The 21530-nt window shown below is 65.5% G+C and carries 16 protein-coding genes; 7 read left to right on the forward strand and 9 right to left on the reverse strand.

Translation table 11 applies throughout. The annotated features are described in order from the left end of the window. Window positions 1-127 precede the first annotated feature (127 nt). Entirely contained in the window at window positions 128-2962 is a 2835-nt protein-coding gene (gene ppc / locus ACFPN5_RS04780) for a phosphoenolpyruvate carboxylase (protein WP_379780642.1), read from the forward strand. Between the two features lie 58 nt (window positions 2963-3020). On the opposite strand, the gene ACFPN5_RS04785 is transcribed toward ppc, so the two are convergent. The 4 genes from ACFPN5_RS04785 to rpoD form a co-directional block, all read right to left on the reverse strand. Continuing rightward, the gene (locus tag ACFPN5_RS04785) at window positions 3021-5243 is read right to left on the reverse strand and encodes a family 10 glycosylhydrolase (RefSeq protein ID WP_379780644.1); all 2223 of its coding nucleotides are present in this window, start codon (window positions 5241-5243) and stop codon (window positions 3021-3023) included. A gap of 219 nt (window positions 5244-5462) precedes the next feature. Beyond that, entirely contained in the window at window positions 5463-7076 is a 1614-nt protein-coding gene (locus ACFPN5_RS04790) for a methyl-accepting chemotaxis protein (protein WP_379780646.1), read from the reverse strand. Window positions 7077-7095: 19 nt separating this feature from the next. Then, window positions 7096-7914, reverse strand: coding sequence for a transporter (locus tag ACFPN5_RS04795; RefSeq protein ID WP_379780648.1), 819 nt, complete (start codon window positions 7912-7914; stop codon window positions 7096-7098). A 244-nt stretch (window positions 7915-8158) separates the two neighbouring features. Continuing rightward, a complete protein-coding gene (gene rpoD / locus ACFPN5_RS04800) occupies window positions 8159-10852 on the reverse strand; it encodes an RNA polymerase sigma factor RpoD (protein WP_379780650.1) in 2694 nt (897 codons plus the stop codon). 567 nt (window positions 10853-11419) lie between these two features. Between rpoD and ACFPN5_RS04805 the strand changes: the two genes are divergently transcribed. From ACFPN5_RS04805 to ACFPN5_RS04825, 5 genes are all read left to right on the forward strand, one after another. After that, the gene (locus ACFPN5_RS04805; RefSeq protein WP_379780652.1) at window positions 11420-11992 is read left to right on the forward strand and encodes a ProQ/FINO family protein; all 573 of its coding nucleotides are present in this window, start codon (window positions 11420-11422) and stop codon (window positions 11990-11992) included. An 11-nt stretch (window positions 11993-12003) separates the two neighbouring features. Further along, entirely contained in the window at window positions 12004-12603 is a 600-nt protein-coding gene (locus tag ACFPN5_RS04810) for a 3'-5' exonuclease (RefSeq protein ID WP_379780654.1), read from the forward strand. A 223-nt stretch (window positions 12604-12826) separates the two neighbouring features. Next, window positions 12827-14386 carry a hypothetical protein gene (locus ACFPN5_RS04815; RefSeq protein WP_379780656.1) on the forward strand — a complete coding sequence of 520 codons (1560 nt, stop codon included), beginning with the start codon at window positions 12827-12829 and terminating at the stop codon, window positions 14384-14386. A gap of 359 nt (window positions 14387-14745) precedes the next feature. Beyond that, window positions 14746-15471 (forward strand): c-type cytochrome, encoded by a 726-nt coding sequence (locus ACFPN5_RS04820; RefSeq protein WP_379780657.1) that lies wholly within the window; start codon window positions 14746-14748, stop codon window positions 15469-15471. After that, window positions 15468-16736, forward strand: coding sequence for a c-type cytochrome (locus ACFPN5_RS04825; RefSeq protein WP_379780659.1), 1269 nt, complete (start codon window positions 15468-15470; stop codon window positions 16734-16736). The genes ACFPN5_RS04820 and ACFPN5_RS04825 overlap by 4 nt, the downstream gene beginning before the upstream one ends. Here ACFPN5_RS04825 and ACFPN5_RS04830 read toward each other — a convergent pair whose 3' ends face one another. Both ACFPN5_RS04830 and ACFPN5_RS04835 read right to left on the reverse strand, forming a co-directional pair. Continuing rightward, the gene (locus ACFPN5_RS04830; RefSeq protein WP_379780661.1) at window positions 16737-17858 is read right to left on the reverse strand and encodes a type IV pilus twitching motility protein PilT; all 1122 of its coding nucleotides are present in this window, start codon (window positions 17856-17858) and stop codon (window positions 16737-16739) included. Window positions 17859-17956: 98 nt separating this feature from the next. Continuing rightward, complete coding sequence (locus tag ACFPN5_RS04835; RefSeq protein ID WP_379780663.1) at window positions 17957-18430, reverse strand: DMT family transporter; 474 nt, start codon at window positions 18428-18430, stop codon at window positions 17957-17959. Between the two features lie 200 nt (window positions 18431-18630). Between ACFPN5_RS04835 and ACFPN5_RS04840 the strand changes: the two genes are divergently transcribed. Beyond that, entirely contained in the window at window positions 18631-19422 is a 792-nt protein-coding gene (locus tag ACFPN5_RS04840) for a head GIN domain-containing protein (protein ID WP_379780665.1), read from the forward strand. 22 nt (window positions 19423-19444) lie between these two features. Here the strand turns inward: ACFPN5_RS04840 and ACFPN5_RS04845 are convergent, their stop codons facing one another. The 3 genes from ACFPN5_RS04845 to purU all read right to left on the reverse strand — a co-directional run bounded on the left by ACFPN5_RS04845 (window position 19445) and on the right by purU (window position 21440). Beyond that, a complete protein-coding gene (locus ACFPN5_RS04845) occupies window positions 19445-19909 on the reverse strand; it encodes a copper chaperone PCu(A)C (RefSeq protein ID WP_379780667.1) in 465 nt (154 codons plus the stop codon). Between the two features lie 67 nt (window positions 19910-19976). Then, complete coding sequence (locus ACFPN5_RS04850; protein WP_379780669.1) at window positions 19977-20519, reverse strand: YaeQ family protein; 543 nt, start codon at window positions 20517-20519, stop codon at window positions 19977-19979. Between the two features lie 48 nt (window positions 20520-20567). After that, window positions 20568-21440, reverse strand: a complete 873-nt coding sequence (gene purU / locus ACFPN5_RS04855) for a formyltetrahydrofolate deformylase (RefSeq protein ID WP_379780671.1) — start codon at window positions 21438-21440, stop codon at window positions 20568-20570. Window positions 21441-21530: the final 90 nt, after the last annotated feature.

Below are 21530 nucleotides of genomic sequence, written 5' to 3' on the forward strand. Positions count from 1 at the left end.
TCGCGGCGCCACAGGGCCGACGGCAGACACGGCTCTTGCATAAGATCATAAATTTTAGCATGCGGGCCTGTTGCAGAACGTGGCCGATGGCCACGCCCATATTCGTGTACCCGACAATCGAGAACCCATGGCCGACATCGACAAATCTCCTGCATCTGGCACCCCCGCTGCCGCACCCGCCCCCGACAAGGACGCGCCGCTGAAAGAAGACATCCGCCTGCTCGGCCGCCTGCTCGGCGACGTGCTGCGCGACCAGGAAGGCGACGCCGTATTCGACGTCGTCGAGACCATCCGCCAGACGGCGGTGCGCTTCCGGCGCGACGCCGACCCCGTGGCCGGCGAAGAACTCACCACGCTCCTGCACAAGCTCACGCGCAACCAGACCATTTCGGTGGTGCGCGCGTTCTCCTACTTCTCGCACCTGGCCAACATCGCCGAAGACCAGCACCACAACCGCCGCCGCCGCGCCCACCTGCTGGCCGGCTCGCGCCCGCGCGAAGGCAGCGTCGGCTATGCCCTGAACAAGCTGCGCGCGGCCGGCGTCGACCAGAATACGGTCGAGACCTTCTTCCGCAACGCACTGATCGCACCGGTGCTCACCGCCCACCCGACCGAAGTGCAGAGGAAAAGCATCCTCGACGCCGAGCACGACATCGCGCGCCTGCTGGCCGAGCGCGACCTGCCGCTCACGCCAAAGGAGCAGGTGCGCAACCTGCAGCTGCTCAATGCCCGCATCGCGACGCTCTGGCAGACGCGCATGCTGCGCTACACCAAGCTGACGGTGGCCGACGAGATCGAAAACGCCCTCTCCTACTACCGCATCACCTTCCTGCGCGAGCTGCCCGCGCTCTACGACGACATCGAGGACGAGATCGGCGCCCAGTACCACGCCGCGCCGCCGCAACTGGGCGATAGCGCCTACGTGCAGATGGGCAGCTGGATCGGCGGCGACCGCGACGGCAACCCGAACGTCAACGCCGGCACCATGCGCCACGCCGTGGTGCGCCACGCGACCACGATCCTCGACTGGTACCTCGACGAAACCCATGCGCTCGGCGCCGAGCTGTCCACCTCGACCCTGATGGTCGACGTCACGCCTGCCCTGCAGGCGCTGGCCGACCGCTCGACCGACCAGTCCGACCATCGCGCGGACGAGCCCTACCGGCGCGCTCTGATCGGCATGTATGCGCGCCTGGCCAGCACCGCGCGCGAGCTGGGCGCGACTAATATCCTGCGCAAGGAAGTCGGCCACGCTGCACCCTACCGCGACGCTGCCGAATTCGCCGCCGACCTGCAGATGCTGAGCGAATCGCTCACGCTGAACCACGGCGCCATGCTGATCGTGCCGCGCCTCGCCGGCCTGATGCGCGCCGCGCGCATCTTCGGCTTCCACCTCGCCTCGCTCGACATGCGCCAGACCTCGGACGTGCACGAGCGCGTGCTTGCCGAGCTGTTCGAAAAGGCCCAGGTCGAAGCCGACTATGCGGCGCTTTCCGAAGACGGCAAAGTCAAACTGCTGCTGGCGGAGCTGGCGCAACCGCGCCTGCTGTATTCGCCATTCCAGGCCTATACGGACGAGACCCAGTCGGAACTGGCGATCGTGCGTGCCGCGCGCGAGATCCGCGAGCGTTACGGCGCGCGCGCGATCCGCAACTACATCATCTCGCATACCGAGGCCGTGTCAGACTTGCTGGAAGTGCTGCTCCTGCAAAAGGAGGCGGGCCTGCTGCACCCGGCCAAAGGCGTATCCGACGTGATGGTCATTCCCCTCTTCGAAACCATCCCCGACCTGCAGCGCGCCGCCGGCATCATGGAAGAATGGATGGCCCTGCCGCTGGTCACGCGCGTGATCCACAACCAGGGCCGGCTGCAGGAAGTCATGCTCGGCTACTCGGACTCGAACAAGGATGGAGGCTTCCTCACCTCGAACTGGGAGCTGTACCAGGCCGAGCTGAAACTGGTCGACGTCTTCGAGCGCGCCGGCGTGCGCCTGCGCCTGTTCCACGGCCGCGGCGGCACGGTCGGCCGCGGCGGCGGCCCCAGCTACCAGGCGATCCTGGCGCAGCCGCCGGGCACCGTGAACGGCCAGATCCGCCTGACCGAACAGGGCGAAATCATCGCTTCGAAATTCTCGAACCCTGAGATCGGCCGGCGCAACCTGGAACTGCTGGTCGCCGCCACGCTCGAGGCCAGCCTGACCCCGCATGCCGCCGAAGGTGCGCAGGCCGAGCAGCTGGCAAGCTTCGAGGCGGTGATGGCCGACCTCTCGAACCGCGCCTACGCCGCCTATCGCGACCTGGTGTACGAGACGCCCGGCTTTACGGATTACTTCTTTGCAGCCACGCCGATTGCCGAGATCGCGGAACTGAACCTCGGTTCGCGCCCCGCCTCGCGCAAGAAGACCCGGCGCATCGAAGACCTGCGCGCGATCCCCTGGGGCTTTTCGTGGGGCCAGTGCCGCCTGCTGCTGCCGGGCTGGTACGGCTTCGGCTCGGCAGTGGCCGGCTGGCTGGAAGGCGATACCGATGGACAGAAGTTGGCGCTGCTGCAGCGCATGTTCCAGGAGTGGCCCTTCTTCGCCACGCTGCTGTCGAACATGGACATGGTGCTGGCCAAGACCGACCTCGCCATCGCCTCGCGCTACGCCGGGCTAGTGGCGGACGTGGCGCTGCGCGAACGCATCTTCCGGCGCATCGCCGGCGAGCATGGGGAGACGCTGCGCCAGCTGGAAGCGATCACCGGGGCCACCGAGCGCCTGGTGAGCAATCCGCTGCTGGCCAGGTCGATCCAGAACCGCTTCGCCTACCTCGACCCGCTGAACCACTTGCAGGTCGAGCTGATCCACCGGCACCGGGCCATGTCGCGTCAGGGTGCCGAAGGCGGCGAGATGGACCCGCGCGTGCATCGGGGGATTCATTTGTCGATCAACGGGGTGGCGGCGGGGTTGCGCAACACGGGGTAACGATCCGGCAGCGTTGCGGCATGCGGGCCAAATGGCCGCATGCCGCAACGACCCGCCCTTATCTCTCGCAACTCCCCAGCGTCTCCCCCTTGCGCAGGAAAGCCGGGACCGCGTCCGGCGCCACGCACACGGTGCCGCCGCTATCCTGGTCTTTATCATTCTTCGGCTTCTGGCACACCGCCACCTTGCCGTCGCCGCAACGCGCATCGATCACCGGCACCGTGACGCTCGCCACCGCCGGGCAGCCATTTTCGCTGATCGCCTGCGCGGTAAAGGTGAAGGTCCCTGCCCCGCTGGGCGCGAAGTTCGCGGTCGCGCCCGAGGCCGACAGGCCGGCCGCAGGACTCCACGCGAAGGTCGTGCCCGCTGCGGCGTCGGCGGCGCCCAGGGTCAGGCTCTGCGCGCCATACCCGAGCACGATGGCGTTGTCCGGCGCACCGGTCGGCGTGGCATCGGTGCGGCTGACCGCGATGGTCGGTTGCGGGATGCGGCCCAGCACGTTCACAGTCGCCGTGCCGGTGGCGCTCAGGCCGGCCTTGTCGAGCGCCGTCAGCGTCACCTGCTGCGCGCCGATGTTGCCGCAGCTGAAGCTCGTGCGTGAAGCACTGAGCGATTCGATGCCCCAGTTATCAAGCGTGCCGCCGTCGATGTCGGCAGCCTGGATGCTCGCCGTGCCGTTTGCGAGGGTCACAGAAGCGTCGCGGGTCCGCACAGTCGGCGCCTTGAAGTCGTTGGTCACCACGTTCGACTTCGCGCTCTCATTGCTCAGGCGGTTCAGTGCGGTGACGGCATAGTAGTAATACTTGCCGGCCTGCGCCTTCGTGTCGGCAAATGCCGGCGTCGAGGCTTCCGTTACGCCGACCAGGTTTTCGCCTGCTTCGATGTCGATCTCGCGCGACTCCGAGCGGTAGACGGCGAAGCGGCGCACCTTCTCCATCTCGTCGCGCGCGTCGGGCGCTTGGGCCCACGACAGCACGACCGCGTCGTTGGCAACGGACGCCGCGAGGCTGCCAGGCGCGGCGGGCGCCAGCGTGTCCTTCCACGGCATCGCCGGCACCAGCGCCGGGCGGTGATAGACGTTCTGCTGCAGGTCGGTGCGGTAGCCGAGCGGGTTGGCGTTGAGGAAGGCGTGGCGGAAGTGGATCTGCCCGCCGATGTTGGCGTGCGCGCGGTTCAGGGCGATCTGATTGGCGACCTGTTTTGGATCAAACCAGCCGGTCGTAGTATTCATCTTGTAGTCGGCGATGCCGATGTACATGTGGCGCCCGAACGCGTTCTGGTTCCACCACGGCACCAGCAGCTTGTAGTCGGAGCCGGCCTGGCCGATGTACCAGTAGACCTGCGGCGCCAGGTAGTCGACCCAGCCCTGCTGCAGCCAGGTGCGGGTGTCGGCAAAGTTGCTGAGGTAATGCTGGGAAGCCCCGCTCGCGGTCGGCGAGCCAAGCGCGGGATCGGTGCTGCTGCGGTAGATGCCCGACGGCGACACACCGAACTTGACCCAGGGCTTGGCGGCGCGGATGCGCTCGTTCACCCCCGCGATCAAGAGGTTGATGTTATCGCGCCGCCAGTCGGCGCGGCCGGCGGCAGTCGCCGGAAAGCCGCGCGGGTCCGCCGCATAGGCCGCGTCGTCGTTGATGACGCCGGCCGGATAGAAGTAATCGTCGAAATGGATGCCGTCGACATCGTAGCGGTTGACGATGTCCATGATCACGGTCGTCACGTGCTCGCGCACGGCAGCCAGGCCCGGATTAAGGATGATCACGTTGCCGACGGTGAGCATCCATTCCGGATGGGTGCGCGACACGTGGTTCGCCGCGTACTGGGCGGTATTGCCTGCGCTGGTGGCGGTGGCCACCGCGCGGTAGGGGTTGATCCAGGCGTGGAATTCCATGCCGCGTTTGCGCGACTCGTCGATCGCGAACTGCAGCGGGTCCCAGGCCGGGCTGGGCGCGCTGCCCTGGTTGTTGGTCAGGTAGTAGGACCACGGTTCCAGCTCGCTCGGGTACATGGCATCCGACTGGCTGCGCACCTGCAGGAAGGCGGCGTTCATGCCGGTCGCCTTGTTGTGCTCGAGGATCTTGAGGAGCTCATCGCGTTGCTGCTGGGGCATGTGCGTGCGGTTCGGCCAGTCCAGGCTCAGGTGGGTGCTGATCCAGACGCCGCGCATTTCGCGCTTCAGGATGGGAGACGATGCCGGCGCGGTTTGCGCCTGGGCGGTTGTGGATACGGTGGATACGGCGCACAGCGATGCGACCGCGGCAAGCAGGATGTTCTTTTTCATTGTTATATGCGTGGAGGTCTGCATACCGACGGCCCGTATGCATCGTCTCGTGTTTCCCCTCGTCCCGCTCTTCAGGCGGGTCCGCGGCATTGCCATCTTGGTACGAGATTACGCAACAGAAAACTGTGCTTCCAATGAATTTTGAACGGAAGCACATAACTGCCGGGCATGCCCGGCAGTTATGTGCTTCCCTGCCAGCTCCTTGCCAACTCCATGGCGCTAGCGCAGGGCCAGCACCGGCTCGCGCGGCATGGCCGCATGGCGCATGACCGCGCCGGCCACCGCCGCGCCACCGTCCAGCCTGAACTTGCCGACCAGCCGGATCAGCGTATCGGCCTGCTCCTGCATGGCACCCGCGGCCGCGGCTGCCTGCTCCACCAGCGCGGCGTTCTGCTGGGTCGCGCCATCGATCTCGACGATCGCCTGGTTGACCTGGTCGATACCGGTCTCCTGCTCGCGCGTCGCGGCGCCGATCTCGGCCATGATGTCGGAAACGCGGCGCACTCCATCCACGATGTCCGTCATCGTCACGCCTGCCTCGTTGACCAGCTTCGAGCCCTGCTCGACCTGGGACACCGAGGCGTCGATCAATCCCTTGATCTCCCTGGCGGCGGTGTTCGAGCGCTGGGCCAGGTTACGCACCTCGGCGGCAACGACGGCAAAACCGCGCCCCTGCTCGCCGGCGCGGGCCGCTTCCACCGCCGCGTTCAGGGCCAGGATATTGGTCTGGAAAGCGATGCCTTCGATGACGTCGATGATGTCGACGATGCGGCGCGAGGCGCCCTCGATGTTGCGCATCGTCTCGACCACCTCGGCCACGACGGCGCCGCCCTTGTGCGCGACTTCCGAGGCCGAGGCGGCGTAGCCGTTGGCCTGGCGCGCATTCTGGGCATTCTGCTTGACGGTCGAATTCAGCTCTTCCATCGAGGCCGCTGTTTCCTCCAGCGCGCTGGCCTGGGTTTCGGTACGTTGCGACAGGTCCATATTGCCGGCGGCGATTTCGCGCGCCGCGGTGTTGATCGACTCGGTACTGTCGCGCACTTCGCTGACGATGGCGTGCAGGCTCAGGCGCATGGTTTCGAGCGAGCGCTTCAGGCGGCCGGTCTCGGTCTTGTCGAGCGGGTCCACGGCGATGGTGCTGTCCAGGGCGCCCTGGGCGATGCCGGCGGCAAACGTGATGGCCTGGTCGAGCGGACGAATGATGGAACGCGAGATGAAGTAGCCCACGGCAAAGGTGAACAGCATGGCCGCGAGGGCGACCCCGACGATGCTGCGCCGGGCAGTGACGACGACGGCATCGCCCCCGTCGCGGGTGGCGGTGGAATGCGCTTCGATCAGCTCGCTCAACTCGCCCATGCTCGTTTCGAGCGCGCGAAAGCGCGCCATGAAGGCTGGATGCGCGGCCTGGGCGGCCGCCACGTCGGTACCCGCAAGCGCCACCATATTGGTAGCGCTGTCCAGGTAAGCGGCGGCATCAGGACGCGCACGCCCCATCGCCGCCCTGAGGGCCGGGTCGGTGGTATTGCTTTCCATCGAAGCGAGCAGCTCATTGAACACCTTGACGCGCTCGGCCACCTGCTGCCGCACTGCCTGCACTTCGTCAGCCTTGCCCTGACCGGCGGCCATCAGGGCCGACAGCACGTCGGCGCGCAGTGCGTCGTGCGCCATGTCGGCCTGCAACTGGTCCTTGATGACGGCGCCGTTGGTGGTGACGCCGTCCATCGCCTCGTCGAGCGCCTGCACGGCGAAGTAGCCGATCAAGCCGACCATGCCGACGAAGACGAGAGTGGCAAGACTGGACAGCAGCAGGCGCGATTTGATTGTCAGTTGCATGTTAGGTTCGAGGCAATGGTCAGAGTTTGAACGACAGGCCGACGGTCAGGCTCAGGTCGGGCGTGCGGCTGTTGAGCCCGCGCGCGAGCATCGTGTCAACCTGCAGCGTGTCGGTAATGAGATAGGCGCCGCCGATGTCGAAGGTGGCTTGCGTGCCGCCATGGCTGCTGCGCGCCACGTGCGGAGCCGCGATCTCGACGAAACCGCGCAGCCGGTCGGTCAGCTGTTTGCCCAGCACGGCGCCGAAGATCCCGTAGGTATAGCGGCGGCCCAGATCGTCGGTGTCGCTGCCGGCACCCGGCATCAGCCCGAGCGACATATCGTTCGGCAGTTCCCATTCGCCCACGACGCGCAGCGACGGCCGCCATTTCTCGCCGCGTAGTGCGCGCGACCCGCTCGGCGTATCGACATGAACCAGCACCCCCAGCGAGGGGTTGGCGCCCACGGCATCGGCCAAGTGCCATTTCAGGCCCAGGGCAGCGTCGGCAGACCCCGCTTCGCTGCTGCGCTCGCCGCTGGCCGGCAGGTGCGTACGGGTGGCAACGCGGCCGTCGCTTTCAACCCGCAGCTCGACCGTGTCGCTGATGCCGTAGCGCAGCAATGTCGGCGTGCTCAGCACACGTTCGCGCAGCGTCGTGCTGCGGCTGCGATCGATGGCGACGCTGGTTTCGACCTGCAGGCGCCCCAAGCCGACGACATTGCTCGATTCAACGAAATCCGGGCGGTCGGTGACGATGCCCTCGTCTGCCGCGCAGGCAGGCGCCAGCGCGGCCAGGGCGATTGTGACGGCGCCGGCAAGACGCGAAAGAGACAGGGAGGGAATGGCGATGTGGTGCATGGTTTTTTTCCTTGGATAACGATGGGCGGCGCGGCAGCGGCCGGGATCGCCCGAGAACTGATGAAAACACAAATGATTCCAAAATGCATTATTTCGTAAGAGAAATCCTACAGAATGTGACATTATGTGTAGTGCATGCGACATTCGTTAACAAAGGAATATTCCGGACATAAAAAAAGCCGCCCATCCGGGAAGATGGGCGGCCTTCTTTGTCTGGAACTGCGGCGCATGGCGCCGGCCCGTTTTACTTGTCGTGCAGAAAGGTCTTCAGCTTGTCCGAGCGCGATGGCTGGCGCAGTTTGCTCATGGCCTTCGCTTCGATCTGGCGAATACGCTCGCGCGTCACGTCGAACTGCTTGCCCACTTCTTCGAGCGTGTGGTCGTTCGACATTTCGACGCCGTAGCGCATGCGCAGCACTTTGGCTTCGCGCGGGGTCAGCGAATCGAGCACTTCCTTGATCACGTTGCGCATCGAGGCGTGCAGCGCAGCGTCCAGCGGAGCCAGCGTGGTGTTGTCCTCGATGAAGTCGCCCAGCTGCGAATCGCCGTCCTCGCCCATCGGGGTTTCCATCGAAATCGGCTCTTTCGCGATCTTCATGATCTCGCGAACCTTGTTCTCCGGCATTTCCATTTTGATGGCCAGTGTCGCCAGGTCCGGCTCGCTGCCGGTTTCCTGCATGATCTGGCGCGAGATGCGGTTCATCTTGTTGATCGTCTCGATCATGTGCACCGGCACGCGGATGGTACGGGCCATGTCCGCGATCGAACGCGTGATCGCCTGGCGGATCCACCAGGTCGCGTAGGTCGAGAATTTATAACCGCGACGGTATTCGAACTTGTCGACCGCCTTCAGCAGGCCGATATTGCCTTCCTGGATCAGGTCGAGGAACTGCAAGCCGCGGTTGATGTACTTCTTCGCGATCGAAATCACCAGGCGCAGGTTGGCCACCGTCATTTCGCGCTTCGCGGTACGGGCACGCTTTTCGCCGGCTGCCATCTGCTTGTTGATCTTGCGCAGGTCGGCCAGCGGCAGCGCTACGCGTGCCTGCAGGTCGATCATGCGCTGCTGCAGTTCCCTGATCGCCGGCAGGTTACGGCTCAGCACGGCGCTGTACGGATAGGCGCAGTCGACTTCGCGGTTGCCCCATTCCAGGTCCGTCTCGTTGCCCGGGAAAACCTTGATGAAGTGGGCGCGCGGCATGCCGCAGCGGTTCACGCAGATGTCGAGCACGGCGCGCTCGATCGAACGCACTTCGTCCATTTGATGGCGCAGCGTGTCGCACAGCTTTTCCACCACTTTCGCGGTGAAGCGGATGCCCAGCAGCTCGTTCGTGATAACGTCCTGCGCCTTGGTGTAGGCGCTCGAGCCGTAGCCGCTGGTCTTGAAGGCATGGCCCATGCGGTCGAACTGCTCTTCGATGAGGGCGAACTTTTCCAGCGCGCCCTTCTTCAGCTGCGCCAGCTGTTCGGTCGAGTAGCCGGCCGCGCCGCCTGCGGCATCGCCGTCTTCTTCCTCGACTTCTTCCTCTTCCTCTTCCTCGTCATCCGAGGCGGCCGCGGAAGTGGAGGATACGCTTGTCGACGCCACTGGCGGCGACAAGCTGTCGTTATGGTCGACGAAACCGTCCACCACTTCGTCAATCTTCATCTCGTCGGCGGCGATCTTGTGCGACAGGGTGATGATTTCCGAGATCGTCGTCGGGCAGGCCGAGATTGCCTGGACCATGTCCTTCAGGCCCTGCTCGATGCGCTTGGCGATTTCGATCTCGCCTTCGCGGGTCAGCAGCGACACCGCGCCCATTTCACGCATGTACATGCGCACCGGGTCGGTCGTGCGGCCGAAGTCCGAATCGACGGTCGACAGCGCGGTGGCAGCCGCGGCTTCCACTTCGTCTTCGCTGGTCGGCGTTACGGCGTTGTCCGACAGCAGCATCATTTCCGCTTCCGGCGCGCGCTCGTAGACGGCGATGCCCATGTCGTTGAAGGTCGCGATGATGCCTTCGATCGCTTCCGGATCGATGATGTTTTCCGGCAGGTGGTCGTTGATCTCCGCATGGGTCAGGTAGCCGCGCTCCTTGCCCATGTTGATCAGGTTCTTGAACTGGGTACGGCGCTTTTCCAGCTCCGTTTCCGAGAAACCCTGCTCGCTGCCCAGCGACGGCATGCCCTTGGCCTTGCGCTCGCGCGCTTTCGACACGGCCTTCAGTTCGGCGCGCTCGACGGCGTTCAGCGCCGCGACTTCGTCATTCTCGGGGGTGAATTCGCTTGGCTTGCGGCCACGGCGGCCCGGCACTTTAACTTGCGGCAGAAGGTAGCCGGTGGTGTCGATGGCGGCCAGGGTGGCGGCATCGGTGGTCTGGCTGACCGAGCTGCCGGCGGTCTGGATCACGGTCGCGAGCGGCTCGATGCGGCGCACGGTGCGGGCGCGGACGACTTTCGGCGCCTCTTCAGCCAGTGCAGGGCTGGCGGACGGCGCGGCCGCCGGGGCTGGCGCTGCGGCCGGCGCGGCTGGCGCTTCCTCGGCGGCCGCTTTCAGGGCGGCCAGCTTCGAGCCGCGCTTCTTCACGACCACGGCCGTGGCCGTGGCTGCGGTGCTCGGCGCCAGGTAGTCGGTGAACTCGGCTTCAGGTGCAGGTGCGGGTGCTTGCGCGACCGGCTCGGCTGCTGCCGCTACCGGCTCGGCGGCAACGACTTCTGCCGGCGCCACGTCCTCGGCAGTGGCCGGCTCGGCAGCGGTCGTCTCGGCAGTCGCGGCATTGTCGGCGTGCGCCTTCAGCGAGGCCAGGCGCGAACGGGTTTTAACCACCGTCACCTTGGCCGCCGCTTCCGTTTCGAGGAAGTAGGAGGTCGCGGTTTTCGGCACCGCCAGCTGCGCCGCGGCGCTCTTGGCCGGGGCTTTCTTTGCTGTCAGTGTCAGTGTCTTGGCGGTGTTCTTCATGAAAAAACTCTCCTGTCGAGGCGCTCACGCCTGCGAGGTCAAAATTGCGCATGGCCCGCACGGGCCGGGGAAACAAATCGGGAATGGCCCTACTTAGGGGCAGACAGGCCGGAAATCAAGCACGCCTTCCCCTGCGGCGGCATCCGGCGTGGCCGGGTCTGTCCAGGGCAGGGGTTCGAGAGGCAGTGGTTAAAATCGCGCTGTACATGTCGGAATGAAAAAAAGCCCGTCGGCTGAAACGGGCTTGCATCTGTCTCGAGGACCGAAGAGACGGGACAGACGGCATTATGCCTTAAAGCAAAAATTGGTGATAATTGATATATCCCATATGAGATATAACCAAACCGCATATTGTTGCTTTTCAGTCCACTGACATCTCTTCCATCTGTCTGCGTGCACGCAAGCCGCACGCAGGGCAAGAGGCGGATCATACACGATTTCGCCAACGGCGGCGCGCGCACGGACGGCCTGGTCACCCCTCCACTGAGCCGAAGTCACACGATTGCCAACGCCACTAGTGCGAGCCAGCATGCTATCCTTCGGATTCCTGTTATTACCATGAAGTCAATGAACACCATCAGTCCTGCCGCCGAGCCTGTCGACGCCACCTCCCCTACCCCAGCCGAAAACCCGAATACCGAGGCAGCGAACGTCGCGGACACCGCGCCCGATTCTGCGTCCGACTCTGCGCCGGAGTCCGAAACCGCCGGCGCACCGGCAGCCCAGCCTTCGCAGCAGGCCCCGGCACCTTCGGCACGCGCCCTGCTCAAGCAGCTGCAGCAGCAGTTCCCGGCCTTCCGCGACTGCCTGCCGCTGGCGATCGGCATCGACAAGCAGCTGCTCGCGCGCCTGCCCGGCCTGGACCGCAAGATCATGCGCGCCGCGCTCGGCATTCACACCGGCTCGATGCGCTACCTGCGTTCGATGGAAAAGGCCACCGTGCGTTACGACCTCGACGGTGTCGCCGGCGCCGAAGTGACCGACACCCACCGCAGCCACGCGAAAGAGCAGCTGCAACTGCGCTTCAAGAAGGAAGCCGAGCGCAAGAAGGCCGAGAAAGCCGCCGAAGCCGAAGCCGAAGCCGCGCGCCAGCGCCAGGAAAAGCTCCAGCAGCTCGCCTCGAAGTTCTCGCGCAACTGATTGCGCGTTCGATGAGCGCCAATCCTGACGACGAAGCATTGCCGCCCTACGACGGCATTGCGCTGGCCGACATCGTGCTGGTCAAGTCCGACCTCGAGGCCGCCGACGCACTGGCGGCGCTCTCGCAGGCGGACGTGATCGGCTTCGACACCGAATCGAAGCCGACCTTCGCCAAGGGCGAGGAATCAACCGGGCCGCACCTGGTGCAGCTGGCCACCGACGACACCGCATGGCTGTTCCAGATCGGCGCGTCTCCCGCCATCGACGTGCTGCATGGGGTACTTCGTGAGGTGCTGGAGTCCCCTGCCATCCTGAAGGTCGGCTTTGGCCTGGGCGACGACATCCGGCGCCTGCGCAGCAAACTCGGCATCGAAACGAACAACGTGCTCGACCTGTCCACCGCCCTGCGCCGTGGCGAGCGCAACGCCCTCGGCGCCAAAACGGCGGTGGCGCGCTTCTTCGGCCAGCGCCTGCAAAAGTCGAAACGCATCACCACCACCAACTGGGCGCAGCCGCGCCTGTCCGAAAAGCAGATCCTGTACGCTGCCGATGACGCCCACGTCGCGCTGCGCGTGTATCGCCACTGGCGCGCGACGACGCCAGCGAAGTAAGAGCGCCCGCCGCAGGCTGCGCCGATCCGGCTGCGGCCACCGTTACGCCATCAACAGGGTGCGCTGCTGCCGGCGGCGTATTTGCCTGAGGTATTCCAACCAACAAACGCGCCACCTCCAGCATTGATTGTTGGTATAGAATGTTGCTGTTGGGCATCAGTATCTTCATTAGCACATCCGAGATCGGCCCCCCTCCCGTTATTAATACGAAAGATGCGATTCCATGGCGCGCACCAAACAGGAAACGACTGAAAAGAAACAGTATGGGACGGGCGCCGCTCACGCGGCCACCGCCCACAAGGATAACGTCCTGCTGCGCGCCCGACAGGGCCACGGTTTCGCGGCCGAACGGGCGAACGACATGATCGATACGGTCAAGGGCAAGCGGGCACGGCTGGTCGGCGGTGACAATGCCAAGGCAGGGCCGGACCGTCTGGTCGACGGCGTCCTGATCCAGTCGAAGTACTGCGCCAGTGCCCAGGCCAGCATTAACGCCTGCTTCGACCAGGGCGGCAAGCTGATCTACCAGGACCAGGGCAAGCCGATGAAGATCGAGGTGCCCGGCGACCAGTACACCGAGGCCCTGAAACTGATGGCCCGCAAGCTCCAGGGCACGGGCATGAAGCCGGCCGCGGCGGGACGCCAGGCCAAAAGCATTCTGGTGAAGGGCAACGTCGACTACGAGACTGCTCGGCGCATCGTCGAGCCCGGCAACATCGACAGCCTGAGCTACGATGCGGCCAGGGGGGCGATCACCGCCGGCAAGAGCGGCAGCGTATCGGTCGCGATTGCCTACGCGTACGCGATCTATAACGGCGCCGATGCCGCAGCAGCGACGCGGGTCGCATGCGCGGCCGGCCTGAAGGTGGGTGGCGTGACCTGGCTGTCGTCGATCATCACGGCGCAGGCGACCAAGTCGGGGGCGGAAACCCTGGTACGGGAAGGCAGCAGCTGGATGGTCAGGCAGCTCGGTTCGAAGGCCACGCTGACCATCGCCAACACCCTCAGCGTCGGCGAACGCGCCCTGCGATCCGAAGTGCTGAACGAGGGTTCCCGTCGGCTCACCGGCAAGGCAGCCGAGCAGTTGGTGACGAAGGCCTTGACCGGGAACGTCATCGCCGCCACCGTCACGACCGTCATCCTGTCGGCGACCGACCTGGTGCAGGTCTTTTCCGGCCACATCTCGAAGGCGCAGCTCTTCAAGAACGTCACGAACACGGCGGCCGGCGTCGCCGGCGGAATGAGCGGTGCGCTCGCGGGCGCCGCACAGGGTGCGGCCTACCTCGGCTGGATCCCGGGCGGCGTGGCAGTCGGGGCTTTTGTGGGCGGCGTCATTGGCAGCATCGCCGGCTCGTCCGGCGCCGGGGCAGTGTCGCGCACGGTGACGGACTGGCTGATTGAGGACGATGCCGTGCAAATGATGCGCCAGCTCGAGCAGGTCTTCATCGAGGAAGCCCAGGACTACCTGCTGACCCAGGCCGAGGCCGATGCGGTCATGAACCAGTTGCAGGAAAAGTGGGACCTGCGCGAACAGATGCGCGAGATGTTCGCGTCCGTCAGCGCTGAACAGTATGCGCGCTGGCTGATCCGACCGCTGGCGGAGGGCGCGGTCAAGCGTCGTAAAAAAATCCGGTTGCCGACCGAAAAAGCCTTGCTCAAGGGGGCAGCGCAACTGCTCGAAGAAGACACGCAAGAGGAAGCAAGCACGCCTCCAGCCCCCGCTTCAGGCAGCGCCCTGTCGCCGGCGGTTGCCTGGCCCTTCCCTACGAGCGCTCGCCCTTAAGGGATTCGATACAGGGAGCTGGTGCCCGCAGCTCCCGACCCTCCGTCGCTGACAAAACCCTCATGGCTGCGTTGCAGCGTCTCGCCGCACCGGCGCACCCCAGCATGGTTCGATGTGGGCAAAATAAACTCAACGCCTCATTACTGTCACGTCCTTCAGCGCGCACCGGGGCTGCGGCTGCACCGAACACAAGTGCAATACCCCAGGGTTGCGCTCTCAAGCCTCGATAGCGTTCGCATTCCAACATTCTCTCATCTGCGCTGTATTGCCAACATGACAAGCCAAGGTCCGGTGAGTGTTGCAGGCCAGCGTCCGGGGATAGGTTATGATCCTGACAGTTGATAACCTGGACATTCTGCATGCCCTTGCCCGCACCGCTACGCCCGGCTCTGTCTCTGCTGACCCTGCTCGCCTGCGCGGCAGCATCCGCAGCGGCTCCCGCCAGTGCGCAGCGCGTGCCCGACACCCTCGAGCAACGCCTCGCGCCCTGCATCGCCTGCCATGCGCCGAAGGACGGGGCCGGCACCCGTGTCGGCGGTGTGTATTTCCCGCGCATCGCCGGTAAACCATCCGGCTACCTCTACAACCAGCTTGTCAACTTCCGCGAAGGCCGGCGCGGCTACCCCCTGATGACCTGGATGGTGAACCACCTGCCCGATCCCTACCTGCTCGAGATGGCCGAGTATTTCGCGGCCCAGCATCCGCCCGTCCCGGCTCCTGCCGCCCCCACCGCGCCGGCCGCCGTGCTGGCGCGCGGCGAACAACTCGTGCGCCGCGGCGACCCGGCGTTGAAAGTCCCGGCCTGCATCGCCTGCCATGGCCAGCAACTGGCCGGGGTGGCGCCGGCGATTCCCGGTTTGCTGAACCTGCCGCGCGACTACGTCAACGCCCAGTTCGGCGCCTGGCGCAACAAGGTGCGCCGGGCCCATGCGCCCGACTGCATGGCGACGGTTGCCGAGCGCCTCGGGCCGGGCGACGTTGCCGCCATCTCTGCCTGGCTGGCGGCCCAGCCGACACCGCCCGACGCGCGCCCTGCCGCACGCCTGACCGAGCCCCTGCCGATGCCCTGCGGGAGCGCGCCATGAAGCGCCGCGTCACGTATGTGCTGCTCGCCCTGCTGGCCATGCTGGCGATAGCGGCCGCGCTGGCGTGGCCGCGCGAGGAATTCATCGCCTCCCGCTCGCCCGCCGACTTTGCGCCGAGGGCCGCCAACATCGCGCGCGGCGCCTACCTGGCGCGCGCCGGCGACTGCATGGCCTGCCACACGACGCGCGGCGGCGCGCCGTATGCCGGCGGGCGCGCATTCGATACGCCCTTCGGGCGCCTGCACGCGCCGAACATCACGCCGGAACCGAGCACCGGCATCGGCATGTGGTCCGCCGACGACTTCTGGCGCGCCCTGCACAACGGTAAGTCGCGCGATGGGCGCCTGTTGTATCCCGCTTTCCCCTACACGAACTACACGAAGGTAACGCGCGCCGACTCGGATGCCCTGTTCGCCTACATGAAGAGCCTGCCGCCGGTACGCCAGCCGAACCTGCCGCACAGCCTGGACTTCCCCTACAACCAGCAGCTGACCCTGGCGGGATGGCGCCTGCTCTACTTCAAGCCCGGGGTACAAGCGCCCGACCCCGCGCGCGACGCCCCCTGGAACCGCGGCGCCTACCTGGTCGAAGGCCTGGGGCATTGCAGCGCCTGCCACAGCACCCGGAACCAGTTCGGCGCGACCGACGACACGCTCGGCGGCGGCCTGATCGGGACCCTCGGCTGGTATGCGCCCGCGCTCACCTCGAATGCGGAGGCCGGGCTGGGCAGCTGGAGCGAAGCGCATATCGTTCAGTTGCTGGGAACAGGGGTGGCGCCCGGCGCCAGCGTGACCGGGCCGATGGCCGAAGTGGTGGCGCAGAGCCTGCAACACATGACGAACGAGGATCTGACGGCGATGGCGCGCTACCTGAAATCGCTGCCTGGCACGGCCGCGCCGCAGAAAGACCCGGGGCCGCCGGCGCCGGAGAAAATCATGCAGGCCGGCGCCAGGCTGTACGGCCAACATTGCGCCACCTGCCATGGCGAGCGCGGTGAGGGCAAGGGCCCCTACCCGGCACTGGCCGGCAACCGCGCGTTGACCCTGGGCGAGCCGGTCAATGCGATCCGCGTTGTGCTCAACGGCGGCTTCCCGCCCGGGACGGGAGGCAACCCGCGGCCCTACGGCATGCCTCCGTTCGGCCACGTGCTGGAAGACGCCCAGGTGGCGGACCTCGTCACCTTCCTGCGCGCCAGCTGGGGCAATCGGGCCGCCCCGGTGTCGGCCGCGCAGGTCAATCGCTACCGCAACGTGCCCCTGGACTGATCAGACCAGTTCAGCGAAGCCGACGCGGTCGGTGGTGGCGGCGCGGGCATCCTCGACGCTGATCTTGTGGCCAGACAGCAGGTGCTCGAGCGAGGCGTTCATCGTGTGGCAGCCGGGATCGCGGCCGCTGTTCATTTGTGCGCGCAGGCTGCCCAGGTCGCCCGATTCGATCAAACGCGCCACCGCAGCGCTTGGCGTCAGGCATTCGGTAGCGAGGTAGTAGCGGTTGCCCTCGGAGGATGGCAGCAGCGCCTGGCACAGCACGCCGCGCAGGGCATGGGCCAGCGCCTGCGATTGCGCGTCCGAGTTGCCGAGCAGGCGCAGCATCTTCTGCAGTCCCATTTCGGTCGAGCGCGCGTGCAGCGTGGCCAGCACCAGCGGGCCCGATTCGGCCAGGGCGAGGGCTTCCTGCGCCGTCTGCGCGTCGCGGATTTCGCCGATCACGATCACGTCCGGCCGCTCGCGCAGCGCGTCGAGCGCGCCCAGATAATAGCTTTCGACGTCGCCGTCGATGCCCACTTCGCGCTGGGTGATGATGCATTTGCGCTGCGGGATCAGGGTCTCGACCGGGTCTTCGATGGTGATGATGTGGCCCGAGCGGCGCTTGTTGATTTCGTCGAGCATCGACGCGATCGTGGTCGACTTGCCCTGGCAGGTATCGCCGATGATCAGCACCAGGCCGCTCGTAAGGCGCGCGAACTCCATCGCATCCTGCCCCAGGCCCAGGGTTGCCAGCGCCAGCGGCTCCTTCGGGAAGCGGCGGATCACGCAGCCCAGGCGCTTCTTGCCTTGGAAGGTGAAGCAGTTGGCGCGGATGCGCGCCGTGTGCAGGTCAATCGAGCGGTCAAAGGCGCGGTCGGCGATGCGCTCGGCCCAGTTCGGCTCGATCACCTCGAAGAATTCTTCCAGCTCCTCGCGCGTGATCGGCGAGTCCGTCACCGCGACCAGGCCCCTCGGCTGGCGCAGCATCAGGGGGCTGTTCTGGTGAATGATGACGTCGGAGAACACCAGGCGCGAATTGAGCAGGTGCAAAATCTGCTCGACCAGGGTGCCGAAGACCGGATGGTCTTCGTTTTCGACATACGACAGCGTGGGGATCTGCGAGGACTGGTGGAATTCCATCGGGCGTGGCGGCTCTTATGTTCAAGGTGTCGTTCAGACAATACCGACCATTATAGAACCATGCCCGTCAGAAATTACAGCTGCAATTAAGAAATTATTTAGTTTCTCAAGGTTGCAACAATCCTGTCGCCGAACAGCGTCAATGCGACGCCCGCCACGACCACCAGGGCGCCGGCCATGCGCACCGGCGACACCTTGCGCGTCGCCATCTGCACCAGACCGAAATTGTCGATCGCCATCGACATGATCAGCTGGCCGGCAATCACCAGCACCACCAGGTTGAGGAGGCCGATGCGCGGCGCCAGGAACACGGTGCCGAAGACAAACGCCGCGCCGAGCAGGCCGCCGCTCAGCTTCCACAGCGGCTGCCCGGCCAAAGCGCCGACGGCCTCGCCGACGCCGCCGCGCGCAAACGCCGCAATGCCGAGCACGACCGTGCCGACCGTGAACGAGATCAGGGCTGCCACCACCGAATTGGCATGCAGGGCGCCGGCGAGCTGGCTATTGACGGCCGCCTGCACCGAAATGAAGATTCCGACACAAAAGGCCAGGAGAAACAGGGCCGCATTCATACATCATCCTTACCGGAACTGCCGGAAACAAAAGGGCAAGATTGTAGTGGATGTGGGGCGATGGCGCTTGCACGCGCAGGCAAGGACCATCGGGCCAGGCTGCATTCTGGTCGCGTTTGCCTGCATCCTGTCGCAAAACCGTGTCGCGACAGGGGCGCAGTCGTTACAGTTGGACCATCGATCACCGTGAGGACAACATCATGAACAAAGCGCTTTCCACCCGCATTTCCACCTTCAGCCGCCGCACCCTGCTCGCCGCCTGCATCGCCGCCGGCGCCGTGACGGTGGCCGCCCATTCCGTTGCCGCCCCCTGGTCGTTTGGCGGCGAGCAGGTGCAAGGCAGCGGCCGGATCGTCAAGCAGGAGCGTCAGGTCGGCAATTTCAAGGGCCTGTCGCTGTCGGTGCCGGCGCAAGTCGAACTGCGCATCGGAAATACCGAGGGCGTCACCATCGAAGCCGACGACAACCTGCTGCCGCTGCTGGAAACCGTGGTCGAGGACGGCACGCTGGAGATCCGCCCGGCGCGCCGCAACCTGAATTTCCGTTCGAAGTCGATCCGCATCGTGGTGCAGGCCCGCTCGATCGAGCGCCTGTCGGTCGGCGGCTCGGGCAGCATCGACGCCGATGCGCTGCGCACACCCCGCCTCACGGTCGAAATCGGCGGCTCCGGCTCGGTCAACCTGAAGGGTGTGGAGAGCGACGCGCTGGCGGTCGCGATCGGCGGCAGCGGCGCCCTGAAGGCGGGGCGTGGCACGGTGGGGAAACTGACGGTGTCGATCGGCGGCTCCGGCGACGTCGACCTCGGCCGGGTGCAGTCCACCAGCGCCAAGGTCTCGGTGGCCGGCTCGGGCGAAGCGACCGCCTGGGTGCGCAATGAACTGTCCGTCTCCATCGCCGGCTCGGGCGACGTGAACTATTACGGCGATCCGAAGGTCAGCACGTCGACCGTGGGGTCGGGGGACGTGCGGCGCATCGGGGCGTCGCCGCAGTAAGCGATGTGCGCGAGGCTGTCACTCAATGGCCGTGATGCCCGGCCGTCTTCGGCGCCACATAGGTCAGCGGCCGCACCTGCGCCTCCACCGTCACGCTGCTGCGCTTCTTCGCGCTGTCCTGCACCACCAGCGTGACCGGCACCGTTTCCCCTTCCTTGAGCTGGCGCTTCAGGTCGAAGAACATCACGTGATAGCCGCCCGAGGCCAGGTTGACCGGCTTACCGGCCGGCAGGTCGATACCGTCGACCTGGCGCATGCGCATCGTGTTGTTTTCCATCGCCATTTCATGCAGTTCCGCCCGGCCCGCCACCGGCGTGCTTACGCCCACCAGGCGCGTGCTGGCCGTCGATTGCACGTGCATGAAAGCGCCGGCGCTCTTCTGCTGCGGCACAGTGGCGCGCACCCACGGTTCGGTGACAGTCACTTGCGCCAGCGCGCTGGTGGAAAACAGGCCGGCGGCCAGCAGGGCAAACAGGGTGCGGGTCATGGTGGGCTCGAAAAGAAAAGTTGAACGGTCAGGGAACAGATTATAGCGCCGCGCAGCGAGGTGCCAATCAGGTGCCGGCCTTGAAGGTTTCGCGCTCGACCAGCACGGTATCGACGCTGTCGGTCAGCCAGATCTGCGCATCCTGGATCGTGCACTGCAACTGCATCGAACGCTTGGCCAGCTTTTCCAGCCCGGCACTGGCCTCGGCGGGAATGTTGATCACGGTGAGGTTGCGCGCGCGGTCGACCTTGTTGGCGATGCCCTTCCACCAGATATGGCTGGTCGCGCTGTAGCTGTAGACGATCACGTGCTCGGCGCGGCCGCAGGCCTTCAGGAGGCGCTTGTCGTCCGGCTGGCCGATCTCGATCCAGGTGTGGATGGCGCCGGTCAGGTCCTTCTGCCACAGGTCCGGCTCGTCGGTGTCGAACAGGCCCTTGGTAAAGGCGAGCGAATCGCTCGCGTGCAGCGCAAAGGCCAGCACGCGGATCATCAGGCGCTCGTCGGTTTCGGAAGGATGACGGGCCAGGGTCAGGCCGTGCTCCGCGTAATAGTTGCGGTCCATGTCCGCGATCTGCAGGTCTGCCTTGTAGATGGTAGCTTTGAGGGCCATTGATGCTCTGTTGCCTATTCTGTGGGACCTCGAAGGTCCCTTTGTTATCTATTTGAAGACGACCGTCCGGTCGCCGTTTTGCAAAATGCGGTGTTCCACGAACCATTTGACCGCGCGCGCCAGCACCACGCATTCGACGTCGCGGCCAATCGCCGTCAATTCGTCGATCGTCATCGCATGGTCGACCCGCTCGACGTCCTGCTCGATGATCGGGCCTTCGTCGAGGTCGCCGGTCACGAAATGGGCGGTGGCGCCAATCAGCTTCACGCCGCGCAGGTGGGCCTGCGCATATGGCCGCGCGCCCTTGAAGCTCGGCAGGAAGGAATGGTGGATGTTGATCGCCCTTCCCTGCAAGGCCTGGCACAGGCCGGGCGACAGGATCTGCATGTAGCGCGCCAGCACCACCAGGTCGATCCGGTGCGTGTCCAGCAGCTCGACGATCCTCGCTTCCTGCGCCAGCTTTGCCGCGTCGCTGCTGCCGGTTGCCAGCGGCAAGTGGTGGAACGGGATATTGTAACTTGCCGCGAGCTGGTAGAAGTCCATGTGGTTCGAGACGATCGCAGGAATCTCGACCGGCAGCAGGCCGCTCTTGTAGCGGAACAGCAGGTCGTTCAGGCAGTGGCCGATCTTCGAGACCATGATCAGCACGCGCGGCTTTGCCTGCGCATCGTGCAGCTGGCCGCGCATGCCTGCCGCCTCGCACAGCGCGGCGAAAGCCAGGCGCAGGTCGGCGTCCTGCACGGCGCTGTCTTCCAGCGCGAAGTGCACGCGCATGAAGAACAGGCGCGACTCCGGGTCGCCGAACTGGGCCGAATCGATGATGTTGCAGCCGTGCTCGGCCAGGAAACCGGCAACGCGCAGCACGATACCGCGCTGGTCGATGCAGGACAGTGTCAGGATGTATTCCGGATGTGTCGTCATGGGGGCGTGCGAGTAATAAAAGGAGGGGCTCTGCCATTGTCGCACGCGGTTTGCAAAAACGGCAGGCCGTGAAACGCAGGAATGCGGGTT

Origin of the sequence: Massilia niabensis (assembly GCF_042655085.1) — a bacterium.
In the GTDB taxonomy this organism is placed as follows: Bacteria; Pseudomonadota; Gammaproteobacteria; order Burkholderiales; family Burkholderiaceae_D; genus Telluria; species Telluria niabensis.